The 20,143-nt window shown below is 62.8% G+C and carries 18 protein-coding genes; 13 read left to right on the top strand and 5 right to left on the bottom strand.

The genetic code is table 11. The features are described 5' to 3' along the window. Positions 1-5: 5 nt before the first annotated feature. The 10 genes from murG (at position 6) to HMPREF2565_RS13880 (ending at position 8,935) form a co-directional block, all read left to right on the top strand. Positions 6-1,091: an undecaprenyldiphospho-muramoylpentapeptide beta-N-acetylglucosaminyltransferase gene (gene murG, locus HMPREF2565_RS02590; protein WP_070701786.1), complete on the top strand. Its 1,086-nt coding sequence runs from the start codon at positions 6-8 to the stop codon at positions 1,089-1,091. A gap of 39 nt (positions 1,092-1,130) precedes the next feature. After that, the gene (gene murC, locus HMPREF2565_RS02595; protein WP_070701784.1) at positions 1,131-2,621 is read left to right on the top strand and encodes a UDP-N-acetylmuramate--L-alanine ligase; all 1,491 of its coding nucleotides are present in this window, start codon (positions 1,131-1,133) and stop codon (positions 2,619-2,621) included. Beyond that, entirely contained in the window at positions 2,614-3,273 is a 660-nt protein-coding gene (locus HMPREF2565_RS02600) for a cell division protein FtsQ/DivIB (protein ID WP_082254447.1), read from the top strand. Before murC ends, HMPREF2565_RS02600 begins: the two co-directional genes overlap by 8 nt. 206 nt (positions 3,274-3,479) lie before the next feature. Next, positions 3,480-4,844 carry a cell division protein FtsZ gene (ftsZ, locus tag HMPREF2565_RS02605; RefSeq protein WP_049155264.1) on the top strand — a complete coding sequence of 455 codons (1,365 nt, stop codon included), beginning with the start codon at positions 3,480-3,482 and terminating at the stop codon, positions 4,842-4,844. A 24-nt stretch (positions 4,845-4,868) separates the two neighbouring features. Further along, complete coding sequence (gene pgeF / locus HMPREF2565_RS02610; RefSeq protein WP_046647973.1) at positions 4,869-5,609, top strand: peptidoglycan editing factor PgeF; 741 nt, start codon at positions 4,869-4,871, stop codon at positions 5,607-5,609. Continuing rightward, on the top strand, positions 5,609-6,319 hold the full coding sequence (locus HMPREF2565_RS02615; RefSeq protein WP_071406829.1) for a YggS family pyridoxal phosphate-dependent enzyme: 711 nt from the start codon (positions 5,609-5,611) through the stop codon (positions 6,317-6,319). Before pgeF ends, HMPREF2565_RS02615 begins: the two co-directional genes overlap by 1 nt. Before the next feature lie 69 nt (positions 6,320-6,388). Then, the gene (locus tag HMPREF2565_RS02620) at positions 6,389-6,811 is read left to right on the top strand and encodes a cell division protein SepF (RefSeq protein WP_046647975.1); all 423 of its coding nucleotides are present in this window, start codon (positions 6,389-6,391) and stop codon (positions 6,809-6,811) included. Between the two features lie 220 nt (positions 6,812-7,031). Beyond that, on the top strand, positions 7,032-7,343 hold the full coding sequence (locus HMPREF2565_RS02625) for a YggT family protein (protein ID WP_046647976.1): 312 nt from the start codon (positions 7,032-7,034) through the stop codon (positions 7,341-7,343). A 168-nt stretch (positions 7,344-7,511) separates the two neighbouring features. Next, complete coding sequence (locus HMPREF2565_RS02630; protein WP_071406830.1) at positions 7,512-8,642, top strand: DivIVA domain-containing protein; 1,131 nt, start codon at positions 7,512-7,514, stop codon at positions 8,640-8,642. 122 nt (positions 8,643-8,764) lie between these two features. Continuing rightward, positions 8,765-8,935 (top strand): hypothetical protein, encoded by a 171-nt coding sequence (locus HMPREF2565_RS13880; RefSeq protein ID WP_046647978.1) that lies wholly within the window; start codon positions 8,765-8,767, stop codon positions 8,933-8,935. Positions 8,936-8,970: 35 nt separating this feature from the next. On the opposite strand, the gene HMPREF2565_RS02635 is transcribed toward HMPREF2565_RS13880, so the two are convergent. After that, the gene (locus tag HMPREF2565_RS02635; protein ID WP_246819107.1) at positions 8,971-10,113 is read right to left on the bottom strand and encodes an HNH endonuclease signature motif containing protein; all 1,143 of its coding nucleotides are present in this window, start codon (positions 10,111-10,113) and stop codon (positions 8,971-8,973) included. A gap of 363 nt (positions 10,114-10,476) precedes the next feature. Between HMPREF2565_RS02635 and ileS the strand changes: the two genes are divergently transcribed. Next, positions 10,477-13,674 (top strand): isoleucine--tRNA ligase, encoded by a 3,198-nt coding sequence (ileS, locus tag HMPREF2565_RS02640; protein WP_071406831.1) that lies wholly within the window; start codon positions 10,477-10,479, stop codon positions 13,672-13,674. Positions 13,675-13,784: 110 nt separating this feature from the next. Here the strand turns inward: ileS and HMPREF2565_RS02645 are convergent, their stop codons facing one another. Beyond that, positions 13,785-14,969, bottom strand: coding sequence for an MFS transporter (locus HMPREF2565_RS02645; RefSeq protein ID WP_210385871.1), 1,185 nt, complete (start codon positions 14,967-14,969; stop codon positions 13,785-13,787). Between the two features lie 161 nt (positions 14,970-15,130). Then, on the bottom strand, positions 15,131-15,772 hold the full coding sequence (locus HMPREF2565_RS02650) for a GntR family transcriptional regulator (protein WP_071406833.1): 642 nt from the start codon (positions 15,770-15,772) through the stop codon (positions 15,131-15,133). 150 nt (positions 15,773-15,922) lie between these two features. Here HMPREF2565_RS02650 and HMPREF2565_RS02655 point away from each other — a divergent pair, with 150 nt between their 5' ends. After that, a complete protein-coding gene (locus tag HMPREF2565_RS02655; RefSeq protein ID WP_071406834.1) occupies positions 15,923-17,377 on the top strand; it encodes a DNA polymerase IV in 1,455 nt (484 codons plus the stop codon). On the opposite strand, the gene HMPREF2565_RS02660 is transcribed toward HMPREF2565_RS02655, so the two are convergent. Further along, on the bottom strand, positions 17,374-18,309 hold the full coding sequence (locus HMPREF2565_RS02660) for an asparaginase (RefSeq protein ID WP_070701780.1): 936 nt from the start codon (positions 18,307-18,309) through the stop codon (positions 17,374-17,376). The genes HMPREF2565_RS02655 and HMPREF2565_RS02660 overlap by 4 nt on opposite strands. A 106-nt stretch (positions 18,310-18,415) precedes the next feature. Here HMPREF2565_RS02660 and HMPREF2565_RS02665 point away from each other — a divergent pair, with 106 nt between their 5' ends. Next, a complete protein-coding gene (locus HMPREF2565_RS02665; protein WP_046647983.1) occupies positions 18,416-19,018 on the top strand; it encodes a WKL family lipoprotein in 603 nt (200 codons plus the stop codon). Positions 19,019-19,166: 148 nt separating this feature from the next. Here the strand turns inward: HMPREF2565_RS02665 and HMPREF2565_RS02670 are convergent, their stop codons facing one another. Beyond that, positions 19,167-20,114 carry a DUF6263 family protein gene (locus tag HMPREF2565_RS02670; protein WP_071406835.1) on the bottom strand — a complete coding sequence of 316 codons (948 nt, stop codon included), beginning with the start codon at positions 20,112-20,114 and terminating at the stop codon, positions 19,167-19,169. Between the last annotated feature and the right edge of the window lie 29 nt (positions 20,115-20,143).

Raw genomic sequence — 20,143 nt, forward strand, 5'->3', positions numbered from 1 at the left:
AGTGCATGAATGACACGCCGATTTCCGTCGTCATCGCAGGTGGCGGCACCGCCGGACACATTGAGCCCGCGCTTGCGGTGGGGGAGGAGCTACGCCAACGCCACGGGGCGCGGGTCACCGCCTTGGGTACGCCGCGGGGTCTGGAAAGCGACATCGTGCCGGCGCGCGGTGTCGATCTCCGCATGATCACTCCGGTCCCTGTTCCGCGAAAGATCAACATTGACGCGGTGAAGCTGCCTTGGCGGATTTTCAAGTCCGTTCGGGAAACTCGCGCGGTGCTTAAGGACGTCGGGGCCAATGCTGTGTTTGGCACCGGTGGTTACGTTGCGGCGCCGGCTTACCTGGCGGCGAAGTCCTTGGGCATTCCGTTCTTCGTTCTCGAGACGAATGCTTTGGCCGGTATGGCTAATAAGCTGGGCGTGCGTCTTGGCGGCACGGGAATCAATGCCCAAAAGGGATCTGGCATGCCGGGCGAGGTCCTGGGCATTCCGGTACGTCCGGGCTTGGGCGAGGACCCGGATGGTGCGAAGGCCTCTGCTGCGCGCCAGAACTGGAACCTGGATGAAGGCCGCCCGACCATCGTGGTTACCGGCGGTTCGCAGGGAGCGGTGAGCATTAACACCGCCGTCGCCGGAGCGCTCGAGGACCTGTGCCGAGACTTCCAAGTGCTGCATGCCTACGGCAAGAAGAACACGGTGCCGACTGAGCACGAGCACTACACGGCCGTGCCCTATATCGATGACATGGCCGGCGCGCTCGCCGTTGCTGATGTGATGGTCTGCCGCTCCGGCGCGATGACCGTGGCTGAGGTGTCTGCGGCCGGCCTGCCCGCTATCTATGTGCCACTGCCGCACGGCAACGGCGAGCAAGCGTTGAACTCCCGGGCTCTGGTGGAAGCGGGAGCCGCGGTCCAGATACCGGACGCGGAGCTTACTCCGGGGCGCCTTGTCGCCGAAGTTCGCGCTATCCTTGACCATCCCGACGCCCTTTCGGCCATGCGTGCTGCTGCTGACGCCAGCACTGCCGGCGATGCCGCCGCGGTGATCGCTGACCGAATCGCGCACCGCGTCGCCGCCGACACCCGCGGCTAGGCGCACAGTACAGGTTTATTAAAGAAGGAAATTTTCACCATGACTGATACCCCCGCCACCACGGACCTGTCCCGCGTCCACTTTGTCGGCATCGGCGGTTCCGGAATGTCCGGCCTCGCGCGCATCCTGGTTAGCCGTGGCGCGGTCGTCACCGGCTCGGACGTTAAGAAGTCGACGGCCGTTGACGTCCTCCGCGCGATGGGTGCGCACGTCGCCGTCGGCCACGTGGCTGAGAACCTCGATCTGGCTGGGGACAAGCCGACGGTAGTCGTCACCTCCTTCGCCGCCATCCCGCAGGACAACCCGGAGCTGGTTGCGGCACGGGAAGCCGGGATTCCAGTGATCCGTCGCTCGGACCTGCTGGCTGAGCTCATGGAAGGCCACCGTCAGGTGCTGCTCGCCGGCACGCACGGAAAGACCTCGACGACCTCTATGGCGGTCACCGCGCTCCAGCAGGCGGGGATGGATCCTTCCTTCGCCATCGGCGGGCAACTCAACCGAGCTGGGACCAACGCGCACGGCGGCACTGGCGACGCCTTCGTGGCAGAAGCCGATGAATCCGATGCCTCCCTCCTGCGCTACAGCCCCTTCGTGGCAGTCATCACCAACATCGAGCCTGATCACCTCGACTATTTCGGCACGGCAGAGAGCTACTATCGGGTCTTTGATGATTTCGCCGACCGCGTGGTTGAGGGCGGCTACCTCGTCGTGTGCCTCGAGGATGAGCATGCGGCCGCCACGGGTGAGCGGGCGGCTCAGCGCGGGATTCAGGTGCTGGGCTACGGCACGCGCAGCGAGGTAGCCGCGGATTCTTCCGTGCCGCTGGCAGCGGAGATCCTAGAAGAAACCGTCTCCGCCGCCGGCGCGCACGTCCGCGTTCGCCTGACCTTGCCGGGTCAGGCGCCACAGGAGCTGTCCTATGACCTGCATGTCCCGGGCCATCACATGGTGCTCAACTCGGCGGCGGCCCTGCTGGCCGGTGTGCTGGCTGGCGGGGACCCGGCGGAACTGGCCGCGGGTTTGACCGACTTTACGGGCGTGCGCCGGCGCTTCGAGTACCGCGGCAGCGCCCAGGGGATCCGCGTCTTCGATGACTACGCCCACCACCCCACGGAGGTGTCTGCGGTGCTTACCGCGGCGCGCGCGAAGGCGGACGCCGAGGGCGAGGGTGCGCGCGTGATCGCCTGCTTCCAGCCGCACCTGTACTCCCGGACCATGGAGTTTGACGCCGAGTTTGCTCAGGCCTTGGCGCTTGCCGACGCCGCCGTCGTCCTCGACATCTACGGCGCCCGCGAGAAGCCGGTAGAAGGAATTACCTCCCGCATTATCACCGACAAGATGCCCGAAGACATGCCGGTCATTTTCGAGCCGGATTTCTCTGAGGCTGCCGGCGACGTCATTTCCCTGGCGCAGCCCGGAGATATCGTCCTTACCATCGGCGCGGGAACTGTTACCTACGTGGCGGGTGAAATCTTGTCGGCGCTTGAGAATGCGAGCGGCGCGGAGGAACCGAAGGAACCGAATGTCTAAAAAGACTGGGGCGCTCGCGCTAGGCGCGGTGCTTCTCGTAGTGGCGGTTGCTGCCGCGGCGGTGTGGCTTTTTCCCATCCTGAAGGTGACATCCTTCGAAGTCGTGGGAAATGATCACGTTGAGGCAGAGGAGGTCGAGCAGGCCAGTGGCGTCGTGAAGGGCTCTAATTTGGCGCGGCTGGATGCGCGCGAAGCCGCGCACGGCGTGGCCTCCCTGCCGTGGGTAGAGAGCGCGACGGTGTCGCGGGCCTTCCCGTCAACCGTCCACATCGAGCTCGTCGAGCACGAGGCGGTAGCTTATGTACGACAGGGCGATAGGACGATTTTGGTGGACAACCACGGTAAGGAATTCGTGGAGGACGAAGCGCCACCCGAAGCCGTAGAGCTGACAGGGCACACCGACTCCGGTTCGCCTGAGATGCAGGGGGCTGTCGACGCCGTCGCTGCGCTCCCCGCGCCGATTCGGGAGAAGGTCGCGGCCCTCGAAATTAAGGACCGGTATTCGCTGACCTTCCGCACGGAGGATGACAAAACCATCTTTTGGGGTGCGTCGGAAGACAACGCGAACAAGGCCATTGCTTTTGAGGATGTGCTCAAGCTCGAGGGCGATTCTTGGAACATTTCGAACCCGTCGCTGGTGACTCGTCGCTAAGCGCGTCGCGAGTGGGGCGGGTGGGACGCCTGTTAAGAAAACCGCATGTCAGCAACCCTAAAGTAGAGGTTGAGGGTACCGACACGCGGCAAAATGTGCGCCGAAATTACCCCGTTGTCGTTAAAGATGGATGTAACCGCCTCTCAGAAAAAGGGGCGCCTCCTCGTTTACATTAAAACCTTATTCGAAAGGCAAGAGACCCTCGTATGATCTCATCTAGCAACAACCTCGCGGACATCAAGGTCGTCGGCGTCGGCGGCGGTGGTGTCAACGCTGTCAACCGCATGATCGAAGAAGGGCTCAAGGGAGTCCAGTTCGTGGCGATCAACACCGATTCCCAGGCGCTGATTTTCTCCGATGCGGATACCAAGCTCGACATCGGTCGCGAGGCCACCCGCGGCCTCGGCGCCGGCGCCAACCCTGAGGTAGGCAAGACCTCCGCGGAGGATCACAAGACCGAAATTGAAGACGCCCTCCAGGGCTCCGACATGGTCTTTGTTACGGCTGGCGAGGGCGGCGGTACCGGTACCGGCGCCGCTCCGGTGGTCGCCTCCATCGCGAAGAAGATGGGCGCTTTGACCGTCGGTGTCGTTACCCGCCCGTTCAAGTTCGAGGGCGCGCGCCGCACCCGTCAGGCCATGGCCGGCATTGAGGAGTTGCGCGAGGTCTGCGATACCCTCATCGTTATCCCGAATGATCGCCTCATGCAGCTGGGCGGCGAGGAGCTGTCCATCGTCGAAGCCTTCCGCGCCGCCGACGAAGTTCTGCACAACGGTGTGCAGGGTATTACCAACCTGATCACCATCCCGGGCATGATCAACGTCGACTTTGCGGACGTTCGCTCCGTCATGTCCGACGCTGGTTCCGCCCTCATGGGCATCGGCTTTGCCCGCGGCGATAACCGCGCGCTCAACGCCGCCGAGCAGGCTATTAACTCTCCGCTGCTGGAGTCGACCATGGAGGGCGCCAAGGGCGTTCTGCTGTCTATCGCCGGTGGCTCTGACTTGGGCCTCCACGAGGTCAATGCCGCTGCCTCCATGGTGGAGGAGCGCGCCGACGAGGACGCCAACATCATCTTCGGCACCATCATCGATGACAACCTTGGTGACGAAGTCCGCGTCACCATCATCGCCACCGGCTTCGATGCTCAGGCCAACATGACCTCCCAGCCGGCACAGCCTGGCCAGACGCAGCAACACGGTGCGGAGGCTACCCCGGCTGCACGTCCGGGTTCCCTCTTCGAGCACCGCGCTGAGGCACAGCCTGAGAGCCCCGCCGCGCCCCGCACCGAGGCCCCGCGCGAGGAGTACACCCGCGCAGAACCGCAGCGCGCTGACTCCCAGCGCATTGAGCGTGAAGAGTACGCCCCGCGTCACTCCTACGAGCGCGAGCAGCCGGCAGAGCCGGCCCCGTCGAGCGGACTATTTACCACCTCGGATCGCTTCCGCGGTGAGGACTACCGCCGCGGCGGCGATGATGAGTACCGTCTCTCGCGCCCCACGGAGCGTCGAGGTCGTGACTTCGACGATGACGGCGATGACGATCTCGACGTGCCATCCTTCATGCGCTAGTTCCAGCCAGCTACTCTGGAGTGCATGCCAGTAAACGAGGAAGCACACGCAGCACGACGCCCCGTCCGCATGGTTTTTACAAGCCGTGCCGGCGGGGCGTCGTCGTCGCCTTATGACTCTTTTAATCTCGGCGATCACGTTGGCGATGACCCCGCCGCAGTGGCCGCCAATCGCGAGCGGCTCCGCCGTGCCACGGGCTTAGAGGACATCGTGTGGATGGAACAGCTCCACACCAACACCGTGACGGTGGTGGGGGCCGAGCGCCGCGGCGTCGAGGAGCCCGTGCCGGCCACCGATGCCGTGGTAACCAACGAAAAGCGCTTGGGCCTAGGCGTTCTCGTGGCGGACTGCACGCCGGTGCTGCTTGTCGACGTCTCCGCGGGCGTCATCGGCGCCGCCCACGCCGGGCGCCTTGGCGCGCGCAACGGAATCGTCCGCAATACCGTCGATACCATGGTTGAGTTAGGGGCCCGCCCCGCCTCGATTCAGGTGCTCATGGGGCCGGCCGCTTCTGGGCGGAACTATGAGGTGCCGGAGGCGATGGCGGATGACGTCGAGAAGCATCTGCCCGGCTCCAAGACCCGCACGTCGTCGGGTACCTGGGGCGTCGACGTGCGCGCTGGGCTGATTCGTCAATTGATGGAGATGGGGGTTACGGCTATCGAATCGGACCCGCGCTGCACGATTGAGGACACAGATTTCTTTTCTTATCGCCGCGAGGGCGTCACCGGACGCCAAGCCGGCGTGATTTGGTTGGAGGATTAATGACGAACAACGATACTGCGCGCCGTGAAGAGCTGAGGGCTGGCCTGGAGAGCACCCGCGCTGCTATTCACCGTTTCGCTGAGGCCGCTGGCCGCCCCGCCCCGCAGCTGCTGCCGGTGACGAAGTTTCACCCGGCCGAGGACATCGCGCTGCTAGCTGAGCTGGGAATCACGGATGTGGCGGAAAATCGCGAGCAGGAAGCGCGCGCCAAGGCGGAGGCTTTGCCCGAGATGCGGTTCCACATGATCGGCCAGGTACAGACCAAGAAAGCGAACCACGTGGCCCGGTGGGCGCATAGTGTTCACTCGCTCGACTCAGAAAAGCTCGCCAGAGCACTCGACCGCGGCGTGGCTCTTGCCCAGGAACGCGGCCAGCGTGAGGACACGCTTCCGGTCTATATTCAGGTATCCGCCGACGGTGATACCGCGCGTGGCGGCTGCCCGCTAGAGGACGTACCTGCTCTGGTGGATCTGGTTGAAGATCTGGAGAACCTTCAGCTGTGTGGGTTCATGGTGGTACCACCGCTGGAGGGCGAACCGGCGGAGGTTTTCACCCAGGTGAGAGCATTGACGGATGAGATGGGGGCAAAGCTTGGGCGAGACCTGAAAATGTCCGCCGGCATGAGCGCCGACATGGAGGCAGCGATTGCATCTGGAACGGATATCGTGCGTGTCGGAACCGGAATCATGGGAGCCCGCCCGCTAGGTTAATTGTCATTGTAAAACTGCATTACAAGACAGCAAATGAACAGAACACACTAGGTCAGAGGGAGACCCAGAATGTCACTGATTGATAGGACTAAAGAGTTCTTCGGGCTGGGCCCGATGGACATGGACGCCGACGATGCCTACTACGCCGACGAGCGCAGCTACAACGCTCCGGCCTACGCGCCTTCCTACGAGAAGCAGGAAGAGGAGTTTGTCCCGACCATCGTGGCTCTCTCCCTCGTCTCCTTTGATGATGCAGCAAAGGTTGGTGGCCCCTTCCGTGACGGTGACGCAGTGGTCTTCGAACTCACCGACGCCGACCGCGGCTCCGCCAAGCGCTTCGTGGACTTTGCCGCAGGCCTCTGCTTCGCGTTGGAAGGCCGCATGAAGAACCTGACCAAGGGCATGGACACCAGCCGCAAGGTTTTTGCCATCGTGCCGAAGGGTGCTGATATCTCCACCGTGGAGCTGGAGCGAGCAGCACACCTGCGCTAGAGACGTCAGGCTTTAACCGCTTCATCGTTATTCTCCTCCGTGTTGGCTTAAGGGAGGCGGAAGGCGATGGGGCGGTTTCGTCGTTTTCATTGTGGGTCCCCATCGGAGAGTCATTCTCGGCGGCGGTATGGCTGCCGCGGTGCTGTCTCTGTACGCCGAGGGCGAACCTTAGGGCAGGGGAGTACCGCTGGCGGGGGTGATTCCGATAGGCTCAGGCATTGTGAGTGCTTTAGGTTCAATTCTCCTCGTCGCCGTGAGTCTTTACTCGTGGGTTTTGTTGGCGCGCATCGTCATTGAAATGATCCAGTCTTTTTCGCGCCAATTCAACCCGCCCCGCTGGTTCATGATGGTTGCTGAGGTGCTTTTCGTGGTCACCGATCCGCCGGTCAAAGCGCTGCGAAAGGTGATTCCGCCGCTGCAATTGGGCGGCATCGCGCTCGATGTTTCCATCATTGTTTTGTTCCTGCTTTTGTCCGTTCTTTCGCAACTTATTGCGTGGCTATTTTTCGGTACCAACGGACTTGCGGTGTAACTAACGGGTGTATTAAACCCTCCTGTTAACGTTGAGACTCGTGCCCGCGTTAGATAATGTGTTGATTCGGATACAATGAGTTACCACAATCCGTATTATTAACCGCATATGTACCCGGCCTCTGGACCCTCTAGAGGTTTGACCGATTCGTAAGGGGAAGAGAAGTCAATGCCACTGTCACCAGCTGATGTACACAACGTCGCTTTCAGCAAGCCGCCAATTGGCAAGCGTGGCTACAACGAGGACGAGGTCGATCAGTTCCTCGATCTCGTTGAGGATGCTCTTGCTCAGCTGCAGGATGAGAACGATGATCTCCACGCCCAGGTTGAGGAGCTGAAATCTCAGGCTCCAGCCGGCGCTGCCGGCGGCGCCGCTGCCGCTAAGGTCGACGAGGCCGCTGTGCGCAAGGAAGTCGAATCCAAGCTGCGCGCTGAGTATGAGGCGAAGCTGGCTGACTCCAAGAACGAGATTGCCAAGGCCAAGGAAGAAACCAAGCGCGCCCAGGAACAGGCAAAGGCCGCTCAGGCGCAGTCTTCCCAGGCGCCGGCCGCTCAGGCGCAGGACAATTCCGCAGAGCTCAAGGCTGCTCGCGAGGAAGCTGCTGCTGCCAAGCGTGAGCTCGAGGCCTCCAAGAAGGAACTGGAGAGCACCAAGAAGGAGCTGGAGTCCGCAAAGAAGAACTCCGCAACCTCCACCACCGCATCTTCCGCTGCCGCCGTAGCAGGTGCAGGTGCTGCACAGTCCACTGCACAGGGCCTCGCTACCCCGGACACTCATATGCAGGCAGCCCGCGTTCTGGGCCTGGCGCAGGAGATGGCAGACCGCCTTACCAACGAGGCCAAGGCCGATTCCGAGTCCATGCTGGCGGAGGCCCGCACGGCCGCAGAGAAGCAGCTTGCCGACGCTGACTCTCACTCCAAGGCCCAGCTTGCTGACGCCCAGAAGCGCTACGACGCGCAGCTGCAGGAAGCCGATACCCGCTCCAAGAAGCTGGTGGCTGACGCCGAAAACAAGGCAAAGCAGACTGAGGCCGACGCTACGTCCCGCGCCGAGGCACAGATTCGCCAGGCTGAGGAGAAGGCAGCTGCCCTGCAGGCAGATGCCGAGAAGAAGCACACCGAGGTCATGAACACGGTCAAGCAGCAGCAGACCGCTCTGGAGGCCCGCATCTCCGAGCTGCGCACCTTCGAGCGCGAGTACCGTACCCGCCTCAAGACGCTGCTGCAGTCCCAGCTTGAGGAGTTGGAGTCCCGCGGCACCGCTGCCCCCAACGGTGAGGCCGGAAAGTCCAACAATTAATCTCTGAATGAGCGGCGTCCCTGCGGGGGCGCCGTTATTCTTTTCTGTAGGTATACGTCCGTAGGTATACATTCTTTGTAAGCACAGAGCCCTTAGTCATTGGTGAGGAAAGGAGAACGCACATGCTCATCGGCGCATTGCTTCTGGCCTTTGTTGCTTTCTTGGCGTTCGTGAACTACATCCTCACCGCTGCCGAGTGGTCCTTGTACGTGCTCTTCGCTTCGGCTGGGGTGGGTATCGTCCTGTTCATCGCAGACACCGTGATCAAGCTGCGCCGCAAGCACGACGAGTAGCTCGGTCTCGCCGAAACGCCTGTAGCGCGCGTATCTTAAGCACGACGCGTAGCCCTCGGCCCAGTGGTAATTCTGGGTGGAGGGCTACTTTTGTGAAGCCGCTTGTCGTCTCGCTCCGCGGGGTTTGTGAATAACCCGGGTGGCGCTTGCAACGGCGTGGGCGGCGGGGGAGGGCCGTACGTTCTCTTCGCTTTTCCCCCGACCCGGGCCATCCGGCCGCGGCCCGGCGGCGCATTCGGATCGTCCTGGTTAACCCCATTGTGATACGGGCAGAGCATCACCAAGTTTTCCTGATTGGTGTACCCGCCGTTCTTCCACGCGATGAGGTGATGAACCTGGCATTCATCGGCCGGCTTCAGGCAGTCATCCCAAGCACAGACTGGGAACTCGGCCATGGCCATGATGCGTTGCTTGATGCTGGCGGAGCGCTCCTCGTAGTAGAGGTTGACCGGCCCGTGGTAGGGGTGGAAAAGAGTCGCGAGCGCGCCGTCTTTATCGATTTCACCGGCGATGACCTTGTTGAGGTACTCCGCGCCGGTCATCGTGGCGCCATTGGTCATCTGGAGGTTGATTTCTTCGCCGTCACCGTCGAGAATTTTCGTCATTGCATCCAGCGGCACAAGGATATTGGTCTGCAAGCCGCGGCGCGGAGCAGCGCCTGTGAAGAAGGCCTCGCGGATGGACTCGAGGGGGCGTGCCGGGTCGACGGCGTCGTTAAGCTCTGCAATCAGTTGCGAGGGGCCCGTGATCGCCATCGTCCACGGTGCATTGCGGCGGCGGTAGACAGTCACGCCCTCCTTCGGCGTGGGCGGTGCTGAGTGTTCCTTGAGCTTCTTCTTCGCCAGCGCCTCCATGGCGAGGGTGTCAGCGCTCGTTCGGCAGAGTTCTAGACGCAGCTTCCAGCCCAACGCTTGTGTTTTGGCTTTGCGGGCGTAGCGGTCGATGACCTCCAAGGTAGGCAAAGAATGCTTGCGTTGGCGCGCTGCCTTCACTGCGTCGCGTTGCATCCGCGTCATGGCGGTCTTGCCAAAGAAGCTCGTATACAGCCGTGCCAACTCCGCGGCGGTTTTGTCTGGGGAACCGGCGGCGATGAGGTCTGCTTCAGACATGCCTTCGCACTCGGCGACGACATCGATGCCGACCCCGAGTGCGTTAAGGAAAGTCTGCAGTGCGCTCATGACATTGGAGCTTAAAACACCTTATGACCTGCGTGCATTAGAAAAAATGTTCCTGTGGAAAACCTTATCCCGGGTGCCTCTTTTATGTACTGGCGTTTCTATTTTGGGGCTTTCGGGAACCTGCGCCTGTGAAAACTTGACCGCCTCGCTATACTTTTAGACGTATGCAGTGAGCCGGCTATCACCGGGGAGCATTCCGGAAGAACGTGCTTCGCGCTTAGCAGAGCATTATTAGAACCGGGCGGGTAGGGACCGTCATCTCCTTCACATCAACGAAGCGGGGCGCCTCGGCGCCCAAGCGGGGTGGTACCGCGAGCCGTAAGGCGCGTCCCCGCCACAGCGAACGAGTGAAGGAATTTTTAGATGAGTAGCAACCCCGCGAACGTCGGCAATGTTTATCCCAAAGTTGATATGACTGCTGGGTCTTCCCGTTTCCCCGATATGGAGCAGGAAGTCCAGAAGTACTGGAAGGCCGACGACACCTTTAAAGCCAGCCTCGAGCAAACCGAGGGCTGCCCCGAGTACGTCTTTTATGATGGCCCTCCCTTTGCCAACGGTCTGCCGCACTACGGCCACCTGCTGACCGGTTACGTCAAGGACATCGTCCCGCGCTACCGCACTATGGCCGGCAACCACGTTCCGCGCGTCTTCGGCTGGGACACCCACGGCCTGCCAGCGGAGCTGGAGGCAGAAAAGCAGCTCGGCATCACCGACAAGGCCCAGATCGAGGAGATGGGCCTGGAGAAGTTCAACGAGTACTGCGCCAAGTCCGTCCTCGAGTACACCGATGAGTGGGAAGAGTACGTCAACCGCCAGGCTCGCTGGGTGGACTTTGAAAACGGTTACAAGACCATGGACTTGAACTACATGGAGTCCGTGATGTGGGCGTTTAAGGAGCTCTATGACAAGGGCCTGATCTACCAGGGCTTCAGGGTTCTGCCGTACTCCTGGGCTGAGCACACCTCGCTGTCGAACCAGGAGACGCGCCTGGATGATTCTTACAAGATGCGCCAGGATCCGACCCTGACGGTGACCTTCCCGGTAGCGGGCGCTGTGGAGGGAAGCGCGGCGGAGAAGACGTTGGCGGATAACGCCGAGCTTGCCGACGCCTCCTTCCTCGCCTGGACCACCACCCCGTGGACCCTGCCGTCCAACCTGGCTTTGGCGGTCCACCCGGAGGTCGACTACGTCCTGTTCAAGGCCACCGAGGGCGACTTTGCTGGCCGCACCTTCATCATGGCCGAGGCGCTCACCGGCACCCTGGCCAAGGAGCTGGGTGAGGCGGAAGTTCTCAAGACGTTCAAGGGCGCTGAGCTCGAGGGCTTTAGGTACCAGCCCATCTTCGATTTCTTCCCAGATGTCGAGAACGCCTACCAGCTGCTGCTCGCAGATTACGTCACCACTGAGGACGGTACTGGTGTGGTCCACCAGGCTCCGGCCTTCGGTGAGGACGATATGCTCACCTGCCAGAAGTACGGCGTGGGGTTGGTCATCCCGGTGGACGAGGACGGCAAGTTCACCTCGCAGGTGCCGCCCTACGAGGGCCAGCTGGTCTTCGACGCTAACAAGGGCATCATCAAGGACCTGAAGGAAGCCGGCCGCGTGGTGCGCCACGTGACCATCGAGCACTCCTACCCGCACTCCTGGCGCTCCGGCGAGCCGCTCATCTACATGGCGTTGCCGGCATGGTTCGTCAAGGTGACCGAGTTCCGTGACCGCATGGTGGAGCTCAACCACAACGAGATCGAGTGGCTGCCGGAGCACATCCGCGACGGCCAGTTCGGCAAGTGGCTGGAGGGCGCTCGCGACTGGAATATTTCCCGCACCCGCTACTGGGGCGCTCCGATCCCGGCGTGGATCTCCGATGATCCGGAGTACCCGCGCGTGGATGTCTACGGCTCCTTGGATGAGCTGGAGCGTGACTTCGGCGTGCGCCCGACCAGCCTGCACCGCCCGCACATCGATGAGCTGACCCGCCCGAACCCGGATGATCCGACGGGCAAGTCCACGATGCGCCGCGTGCCGGATGTGTTGGATTGCTGGTTTGAGTCCGGCTCGATGCCGTTTGCCCAGAAGCACTACCCGTTTGAGAACAAGGAGTGGTTTGAGACCCACTCGCCGTCGGACTTCATCGTGGAGTACTCCGGTCAGACCCGCGGCTGGTTCTACGTCATGCATGCGCTGTCGACTGCGCTCTTTGACCGCCCGGCCTACAAGAAGGTTGTGGCCCACGGCATCGTTCTGGGCAATGACGGCCTGAAGATGTCCAAGTCCAAGGGCAATTACCCGAACGTTAACGAGGTCTTTGACCGCGATGGTTCGGATGCCATGCGCTGGTTCCTCATGTCCTCGCCGATCTTGCGCGGTGGCAACCTCATCGTCACCGAACAGGGCATCCGTGAGGGCGTGCGCCAGGCTATCCTGCCGATCTGGAATGCCTACACCTTCCTGCAGCTTTACGCTTCCCAGGACGCGAAGTTCGATGTCAGCTCCACTAACGTGCTGGACCGCTACATCTTGGCCAAGACGCATGACTTGGTAAAGAACACGAATGATGCGTTGGCGAATACCGATATTGCTACGGCAACCGAGGAGGTTCGCCTCTTCGCGGATGCCTTGACTAACTGGTACGTGCGCCGCTCCCGCGACCGTTTCTGGGAGGGCGAGGAGACCCACGCAGAGGCTTTCAACACCCTCTACACGGTGCTGGAGACCGTCTCCCGCGTGGTGGCTCCGCTGCTACCGCACGTGGCTGAGGTCATCTACCGCGGCCTGACCGGTGAGCGTTCCGTGCACTTGGCTTCCTACCCGAAGGCTGAGGACTACCCGGCTGACGCGAACCTGGTGGCCGCTATGGATGCCACCCGCGCGGTGGCTTCGGCGGCGTCGTCTGTGCGCAAGTCCAATAAGCTGCGTAACCGCCTGCCGCTGCCGAAGCTGACGGTGGCGATGCCGGATTCGGCTCGCTTGGCCGACTTCAAGGACATCATCCGCGATGAGGTCAACGTCAAGGACGTTGAGCTAACCGATGACGTCGATGAGGTTGGCACCTTCGAGGTCGTCTGCAACGCCAAAGTGGCAGGTCCGCGTTTGGGCAAGGACGTACAGCGCGCCATCAAGAACCTGAAGGCGGGCAACTACGAGCGCGACGGCGAAGAGGTTATCGTCGACGGCGATATCCGCCTGACCCCGGATGAGTACACGGAACGTCTCAAGGCTGCGAACCCGGAGTCCACGGCGCGCGTGGACGGCGTGGATGGCCTGGTGGTATTGGATACCAACGTCACCGAAGAGCTGGAGGCTGAGGGCTGGGCGGCGGATGTCATCCGTGGCCTGCAGGATGCCCGTAAGGCCGAGGACTTCGTGGTCACCGACCGCATCACCGTGGTTCTCTCCGTCCCGGCGGAGAAGGAAGAGTGGGCTAATCGCCACCGCGAGCACATCGCGGCGGAGGTGCTTGCTGTCGACTTCACTGTGACGACCCAGGCTCTCGAGCCAAGCGATGGGCAGAACATCCATGATGTCCTCAAGGGCGTGACGGCCACCGTGGCTAAGGCCTAAATCCGTAGCGAAAAGCTCCGCTTCTCACACGAGGGAAGCGGAGCTTTGAGCATCTGCGCACTGGTGGCACAGGGCGGCCCGGAGAGTGCCGCGATGACGGGGCGTGTGCGCTAGCGACGGGTGCCGGGCAGGTGTGCGCGCCAGGCAAGGATGACGTTGATGAGGCAGACCAGAGCCAAGAAGCTGCCGATGCTGAACAACGCGGTGAAACCGATGTAGGGCGCGAGTGCGCTGAAGGCCATCGGGATGAAAAAGCCGGTGTAGGAAATGGAGTAGTACACGGCGGTCAGGCCGGCGAGCTCACGCTCGCCCGCGATGCGTTGGACCTCAGACAAGCCGGCGACGAGTGCCAGGCCGTATCCTGCGCCCATGGTCGCGGCGGCGGCGATGCCGAGCGGGAGGGAGAGCGAGTGAGCGGCGAAGGCCCCGAGGATGGCGCCGACGGTGATGACGAACATGGCCAGCGCCGAGGCGCGTGCAGACTGATGGGTATCCACCAGACGGCCCAACATCTGGACAGCGACACCGCACCCCAGAGTGATAACGGTCATCAGGCCGGAGAAAGCAATGGGGGCATCACCCGCCGAGTCGGACAAGAGCTGTGGCAGCAGCGCATAGGCTGCTCCCGCGCAACCGAATACCCATGGGGCGACGGGAACGACGACGCGGAGGAAGCGTTTGTGAGCAACGGCTGGGATATGCAGCATCTCCAGCATGTCGCGCACCCGAAGCTCCAAGACTGTGGTCTTGACGTCGCCCTGGCTGGGCTGGCGGGTCTCCGGGGTATGCAGGATCCACACAGCGGTCAGCAGCGTAAGCAGCATGTGGAGGATATAAGCCGTGTGGGTCGGCCATGGGCCCCACTGAGCCAGTATCGAAGCGATACCTGCGCCCACGAGGAAGCCTGCGGTCAAGCACAAGGACGCTTTGCGCGCGCCTGCCGCCGGGTCCCCGCCAGCACGCGTGATGAGCTCTGTAATCCACGTTGAGCCCACGGCCATGACCAAGCCCAAGGCCATGCCGCATAAGACACGCCCCAGCGCAATGATGAGTGGCTCGTTGGGGGCGATGGACAGCAAGAAAGAGCCCGCCAGAGACAGCGGCGCTGCGGGGAGCAGCAGGGGGCGGCGGCCAAGCAGGTCGGATAGTGGGCCGCCGATCAGCAGGGCGGGGATAATACCTACGACGTAGGCGGCGAGAAGCCCATTGACCGTCACCTGGGAAAAGTTGGAGGTCTCGCGGTACATCACCAGCAGCGGGGTGAACTCGTTTCCGCCCCACGCCACGGCAATCATTGAGCCAGCGACGGGGTACCACGCACGCTTTGGAAGCGGCGCTTCGAGGGAGCGGACAGGTGAGTGCGAAGAGGCGGGGCTTTCGGCAGAGTCGGGGTCTATAAAGGCGTCGTGCTCAGTGGAAGGCGCCTCGACAGCAGGGTTCGAATGCGCGGAGACAGTCACAGTTGCTTCCTTGAGGAGTTGAGGTGGGAGTGGAGCTCGGTGAGATAGGAGTCGATGTCGCCGGTGCGGAGGGCGTCGGCAAGCACGGCGTGCTGGGCCACGAAGGCGCGTGCCTTCTCAACGCTGCGGCCGATGGCGGTGGCGGTAAAACGCTGTTGGCGCTCGCGCAGCGTATGGCCGAGGTGCGCCAGCAGGCGGTTGCCGCCGTTGTCCATGATGGTCTGGTGAAACTTAGCGTCTAGTTGGGTATAGGTGCGCAGATCAGAGTTGTCGAGGGCGGCATTCTGTTCCTCGATGGTGGCATCGAGGACATCGGCAATGAGTTCACGTTCCTCGGCGGGGAGCCCGCAAATGTGTCGGGCAGAGTGCTCGTCCACGAGGAGGCGGGCTTCGTAGACCTCTCGGATCTCGCGGGGGCTGATGGGCACGACCAACGCGCCGCGCTTGGGATAGAGCTTCAAAAAGCCTTCTACCTCCAAGCGGAGGAAAGCCTCGCGCACCGGGGTTCGGCTCATCCCTAGCTCGGCGGCAAGGGCGGCTTCGGAGAGCATATCCGAGTCATCGACCTCGTCGTCGATGATGCGGCGCTTGAGGTGCTCATAGGCCCGCTCTGCGGCAGGTACCTTGTCTTTTTGCATGTATACATGATGCATGCATGCGGGCCTTAGTGTCTAGTACCACACGTCAATCGTGGGGCATAGATCACTCACGCCGCGCGTGAGAGCTAGTTCTCTTTGTCTGTCTAGGGCTTCCTTGTGGATGCGAATATATGTTTTAGACTTGTAGCTATGCAGCGCTGGGTTCTTCACATCGACATGGATGCGTTCTATGCCTCGGTGGAACAGCTGACTCGGCCCACCCTGCGCGGTCGTCCGGTGCTGGTGGGAGGGACGTCCGGCCGCGGGGTCGTCGCGGGTGCTTCCTATGAGGCGCGCGCTTATGGCGCGCATTCCGCCATGCCCATGTTCCGTGCACAGCAGCTCGTGGGTTTTCGTGCCGTGGTGGTGCAACCTCGCCGAGCAGTCTATTCGGCGGCTTCGCGCCGGGTATTTGAGATCATTGCGGAGCACGCTGGGGTCATCGAGCAGCTTTCCATCGACGAGGCCTTCATGGAACCTGAGGCACTAGTCGGTGCCTCACCCGCCGAGGTTCGCGAGTGGGCAGAGAACCTGCGCCGCGTGATTCGAACGGAGACGGGCCTTCCCAGCTCTATTGGAGCGGGTGCTGGAAAGCAGAGCGCGAAGATCGCCTCGGGGGAGGCCAAACCGGACGGCACCTTCGTGGTCCCGCAGGAGCGCTTCGATGAGCTCATTCACCCGCTGCCGGTGGGCAAGCTGTGGGGTGCGGGCCCGGTCACCCAGCAAAAGCTCGCCGCCATCGGGGTGGAGACCATCGGCCAGTTGGCCGCAATGAGCCGCAAGGAAGTCGAGATTTCACTCGGCGGCGTGGTGGGGGTGCAGCTGTGGGAGCTTGCCCAAGGGATTGATGAGCGTCCAGTTGCCCCGCGTGCGATTGCCAAACAGATCTCCACGGAATTCACCTACCCAACGGATCTGCGCACGGCGGCAGAGGTAGATGCGGCGCTGATTCGCGCAGCACACGGTGCCCATGCCCGCCTTCTCAAGGATGGGCGCGGCGCGCGCACGGTGACGGTGAAGCTGCGGATGGCGGATTTTCACATCGAGTCACGCTCAGCCACCTTGCCCTACGCCACCGATGACCTGAAGGTGCTCGAAGCCAAAGCACTGAGCTTGGCCCGCTACCCGGAGGAGCTCGGACCGATCAGGCTGGTGGGCGTGAGCTACTCAGGGCTGGAAGAGGCCCGCCAAGACGTGCTCTTTCCGGAACTGGACCGTGAGATTGTGCGCCGGGCGCCGGACACGGACTACGAAACCGGGGTCAGTGATTATCTGCCGGGGACGCCATCTGTCCCCGAGAGTGTTTCCCCGGCGGGTGGAGCTGCGGATTCCGAAGAATCGCTGAGACACCGGTGGCGCGCGACCCAAGACGTCTACCACCCCGACTTCGGCCACGGCTGGATCCAGGGCGCGGGCCACGGGGTGGTCAGCGTGCGTTTTGAAACCCGCGCTACGGGCCCGGGGTTCGTGCGCTCCTTCGCGGCTGAGGATGAAGACCTCCGCCCCGCCGACCCGCTGGACTCACTGGCGTGGGAGGACATCCCGCCGGATGAAGACGCCGACCCCGAGGACGCGGTAGAGGCCCCACCACGAGAGGACAGCTAGCCCGCGGTATAGGTCGTGGCAGGCGGGGTCGAGCTAAACATCTCGCCCACCGGGGTACCCGTGGCGAGGGCAGCGGCGAGCATGATGCGGGCTTGGCCTGCGCGGAATCCGCCGGAAGCCACCGCGCCCATTTCGCCCAAGGTGGCTCCACCGCCTGCACCGCCATAGGCCAGCTTTGTCACTCCATAGGGCGTGCGGGTGCTAATCACCACGGGCACACCCGCCTGTAGCGCGCGGGTTACGCCGGCACCCATCTCCGCGCCCATGTTGCCGGAGCCCATTGCCTCGATGACGAGGCCGGAGGTGTGGGGGAGGGAGGCGTCGACAAGCGTGGCGCCGGCCCCCGGGTAGGCCGCGATGATCTCCACTGGGTGCTCAGCCAAGGGCGCCAGGGGGAGGGGCTCTAAGGAGGTTTCTCCCACCGGCAGCTCCTCAAAGCCGTTGAGCTGCGACGTGTGCCACTTGCGCGCGCCACGCCCAGGGATGGTGCGGCCGCCAAACTGCACCCACACACCCGGCTTCCCAGAACACAGAAGTTCATAAGCATCGCGCAGGTTGCGCGGTCCGTCACCATCCGGGTGGTCAAAGGCGCGCTGCGCGCCCGTGAGCACGATGGGGCCCGCACCGAGGTCGAAAAGAGACAACGCTAGGGCGGTCTCTTCCAAGGAATCGGTGCCATGCGTGATGAGTACGCCGTCGATGTCCGGGCGGGCCAGCTGGTCACGTACGCACAGCAGCAGCTCATCGAGGTCTGCCAAAGTAATCGAGCTGGAGTCCAGGGCGCGGAACTCCACCACCTCGATATCGTGAGGGCTGCCCGCAGTGCCTAGGGATGCGGCCAGCTGCTGGCCGCTGACGGTGGGGACGAGGGAGCCGTCACGGACCGTCGTGCAGGCGATGGTGCCACCGGTGGCGATGAGTGCAAAAGTCATGCCAGCAGGCTACTACAGGCGCACACCTGCGCGGGAAACCCAGGGTGAAGCTCGCGGGCGCTAGAGTAAAAGGGATGAACCACGATCCCCAACGTGAGGAGTATTTGTGAAATCCTTCAAGCTGAGCGCCGCCGTCCTGGCTTTGGGCGCCGCGACTGCCCTGTCCGCCTGCTCGTCTTCCGACGATGGCGCGGCCGAGAACAGCACCGCCGCTAAGCCCTCGGGCGAAACCTCCGCCTCGCAGGTTGTCTCCACCGAGATGCCCTCCGTGGAGGAACTCAACGAGATCTTGGCTAAGGCTGCCGACCCGAACCTGCCGCAGGAAGAGAAGGTGCAGCTGGTGCAGGGCAGCGAAACGGCGCCGGAGCTTTTCGACGTCATGTCGCAGTCCCAGGCCGAATCCGGTGCCACCTTCGAGGTTGTGGCCCCGGTCATCCCGGGCCTCGTGCCGGATTCCGCGCTCGCTACCGTCCACATCAACACCCCTGATGGCCAGCAGCAGACCGCTGACCAGGTGGAGTTCATCAACGAGGGCGGCACGTGGAAGCTGTCTAAGACCTGGGCTTGTGTCTTGGTCACCAACATCGTCCCGCCGGAAGAGGTCCCGGAGATGTGTGCGGACTCCGTGCCGGAAGGCGCTGGCGCCGAGGAAGGCGCTGAGGCGCCTGCCGACGCCCCCGCAGAAGGTGCTGAGGCTCCCGCCCAGTAAAACCAGGTTTTCATAACTTAAGCGCCCGCCACTCGCTACTTAAGCGCCCGCCACTCGCTGGATCTCATGCCAGCCAGGTGGTGGGCGCTGCCTTGTGCGGAGGCTGTCTCGCGGTGATCTCGCGCGGGAAGGTGAGGCGCGAAGCAGGCTACTCGGTGGTGAACTCCATCTCGGTGGCGCTGGTTTGCACCACGCGAAGATCAGAGCCTTCCGCACCATAAGAAATCGCGGTGGTCACGGAGACATCGCCGGCGGTGGGGAGCGGCTTGGTCAGATCAACGGTAACGGAGCCCTCCGAGGTCGACGTGTGGTCCGTAACCTTCAGCTCCTTGCCACGTAGCTCTTCGGGGGCGTCGGCGCCGTCGAAGGACAGTGCGCCCAGGGAAGGCCGCTGCTCAATCTTCACGCTGAGCTCAGCGATATCCCCGTCCAGCTTGTCCAAGGTATAGGTCGTGGTTTGCAACAGCGTGGATTCTCCAGTGACGCGCGATTCCACCACCCACGTAGCACCCGGGCCGATTTCCTCATCAGGGAAGACGATGGGCAGTGAGGTCAGGCTGGTGATGGCGCGCTCGACGGTGCTGCGGGCCTGATCGGTCGCCGCCTGCGGGGCGGCCAGGCGCAGCGAGTTCATCTGGCCCGTATCCGTGCCGCGCCATCCAAACTGGAAACCCTCGGCGGATGTGACGTCCGTGCCGTCAGCCTCAGGCTTGCCCACAGTGACGAAGGCGTTGCGGCTAGCCGGCAACTGGCCTTCGACATTCTCGGTGGCAGCTTCCACCGAGGCTTGCAGCGGAAGAGTGACCTTGTCCTTGGTCGCCGGCGAAGGAGCGGTGCTGCCGTCCTTGCGCAATTGCTGGTCGAAGCCCGTGGCGACCTCATAGGTCAGCTCTTGCGATGCGTCGAGATCCTTGTACGCCAAGACTGTGCCGGCGCCCTCACCGGGTTCCAGAAGAGTGACGCGCGGGGCGTCGAGGGCTAAGCCCACTGGCTCCTCGACTGGCTTGGCCGGCTGGGAATAGGAACAGCCGCTCAGCGCGCCGGCGACTCCCAGGACGGTGGCGGACAGGACTGCTAGGGCTCTCACACGAAACACGCATTCCAAATTACCGGATGAGCCTGTTT

Origin of the sequence: Corynebacterium sp. HMSC072A04, assembly GCF_001809235.1 — a bacterium.
GTDB lineage: Bacteria > Actinomycetota > Actinomycetes > Mycobacteriales > Mycobacteriaceae > Corynebacterium > Corynebacterium hiratae.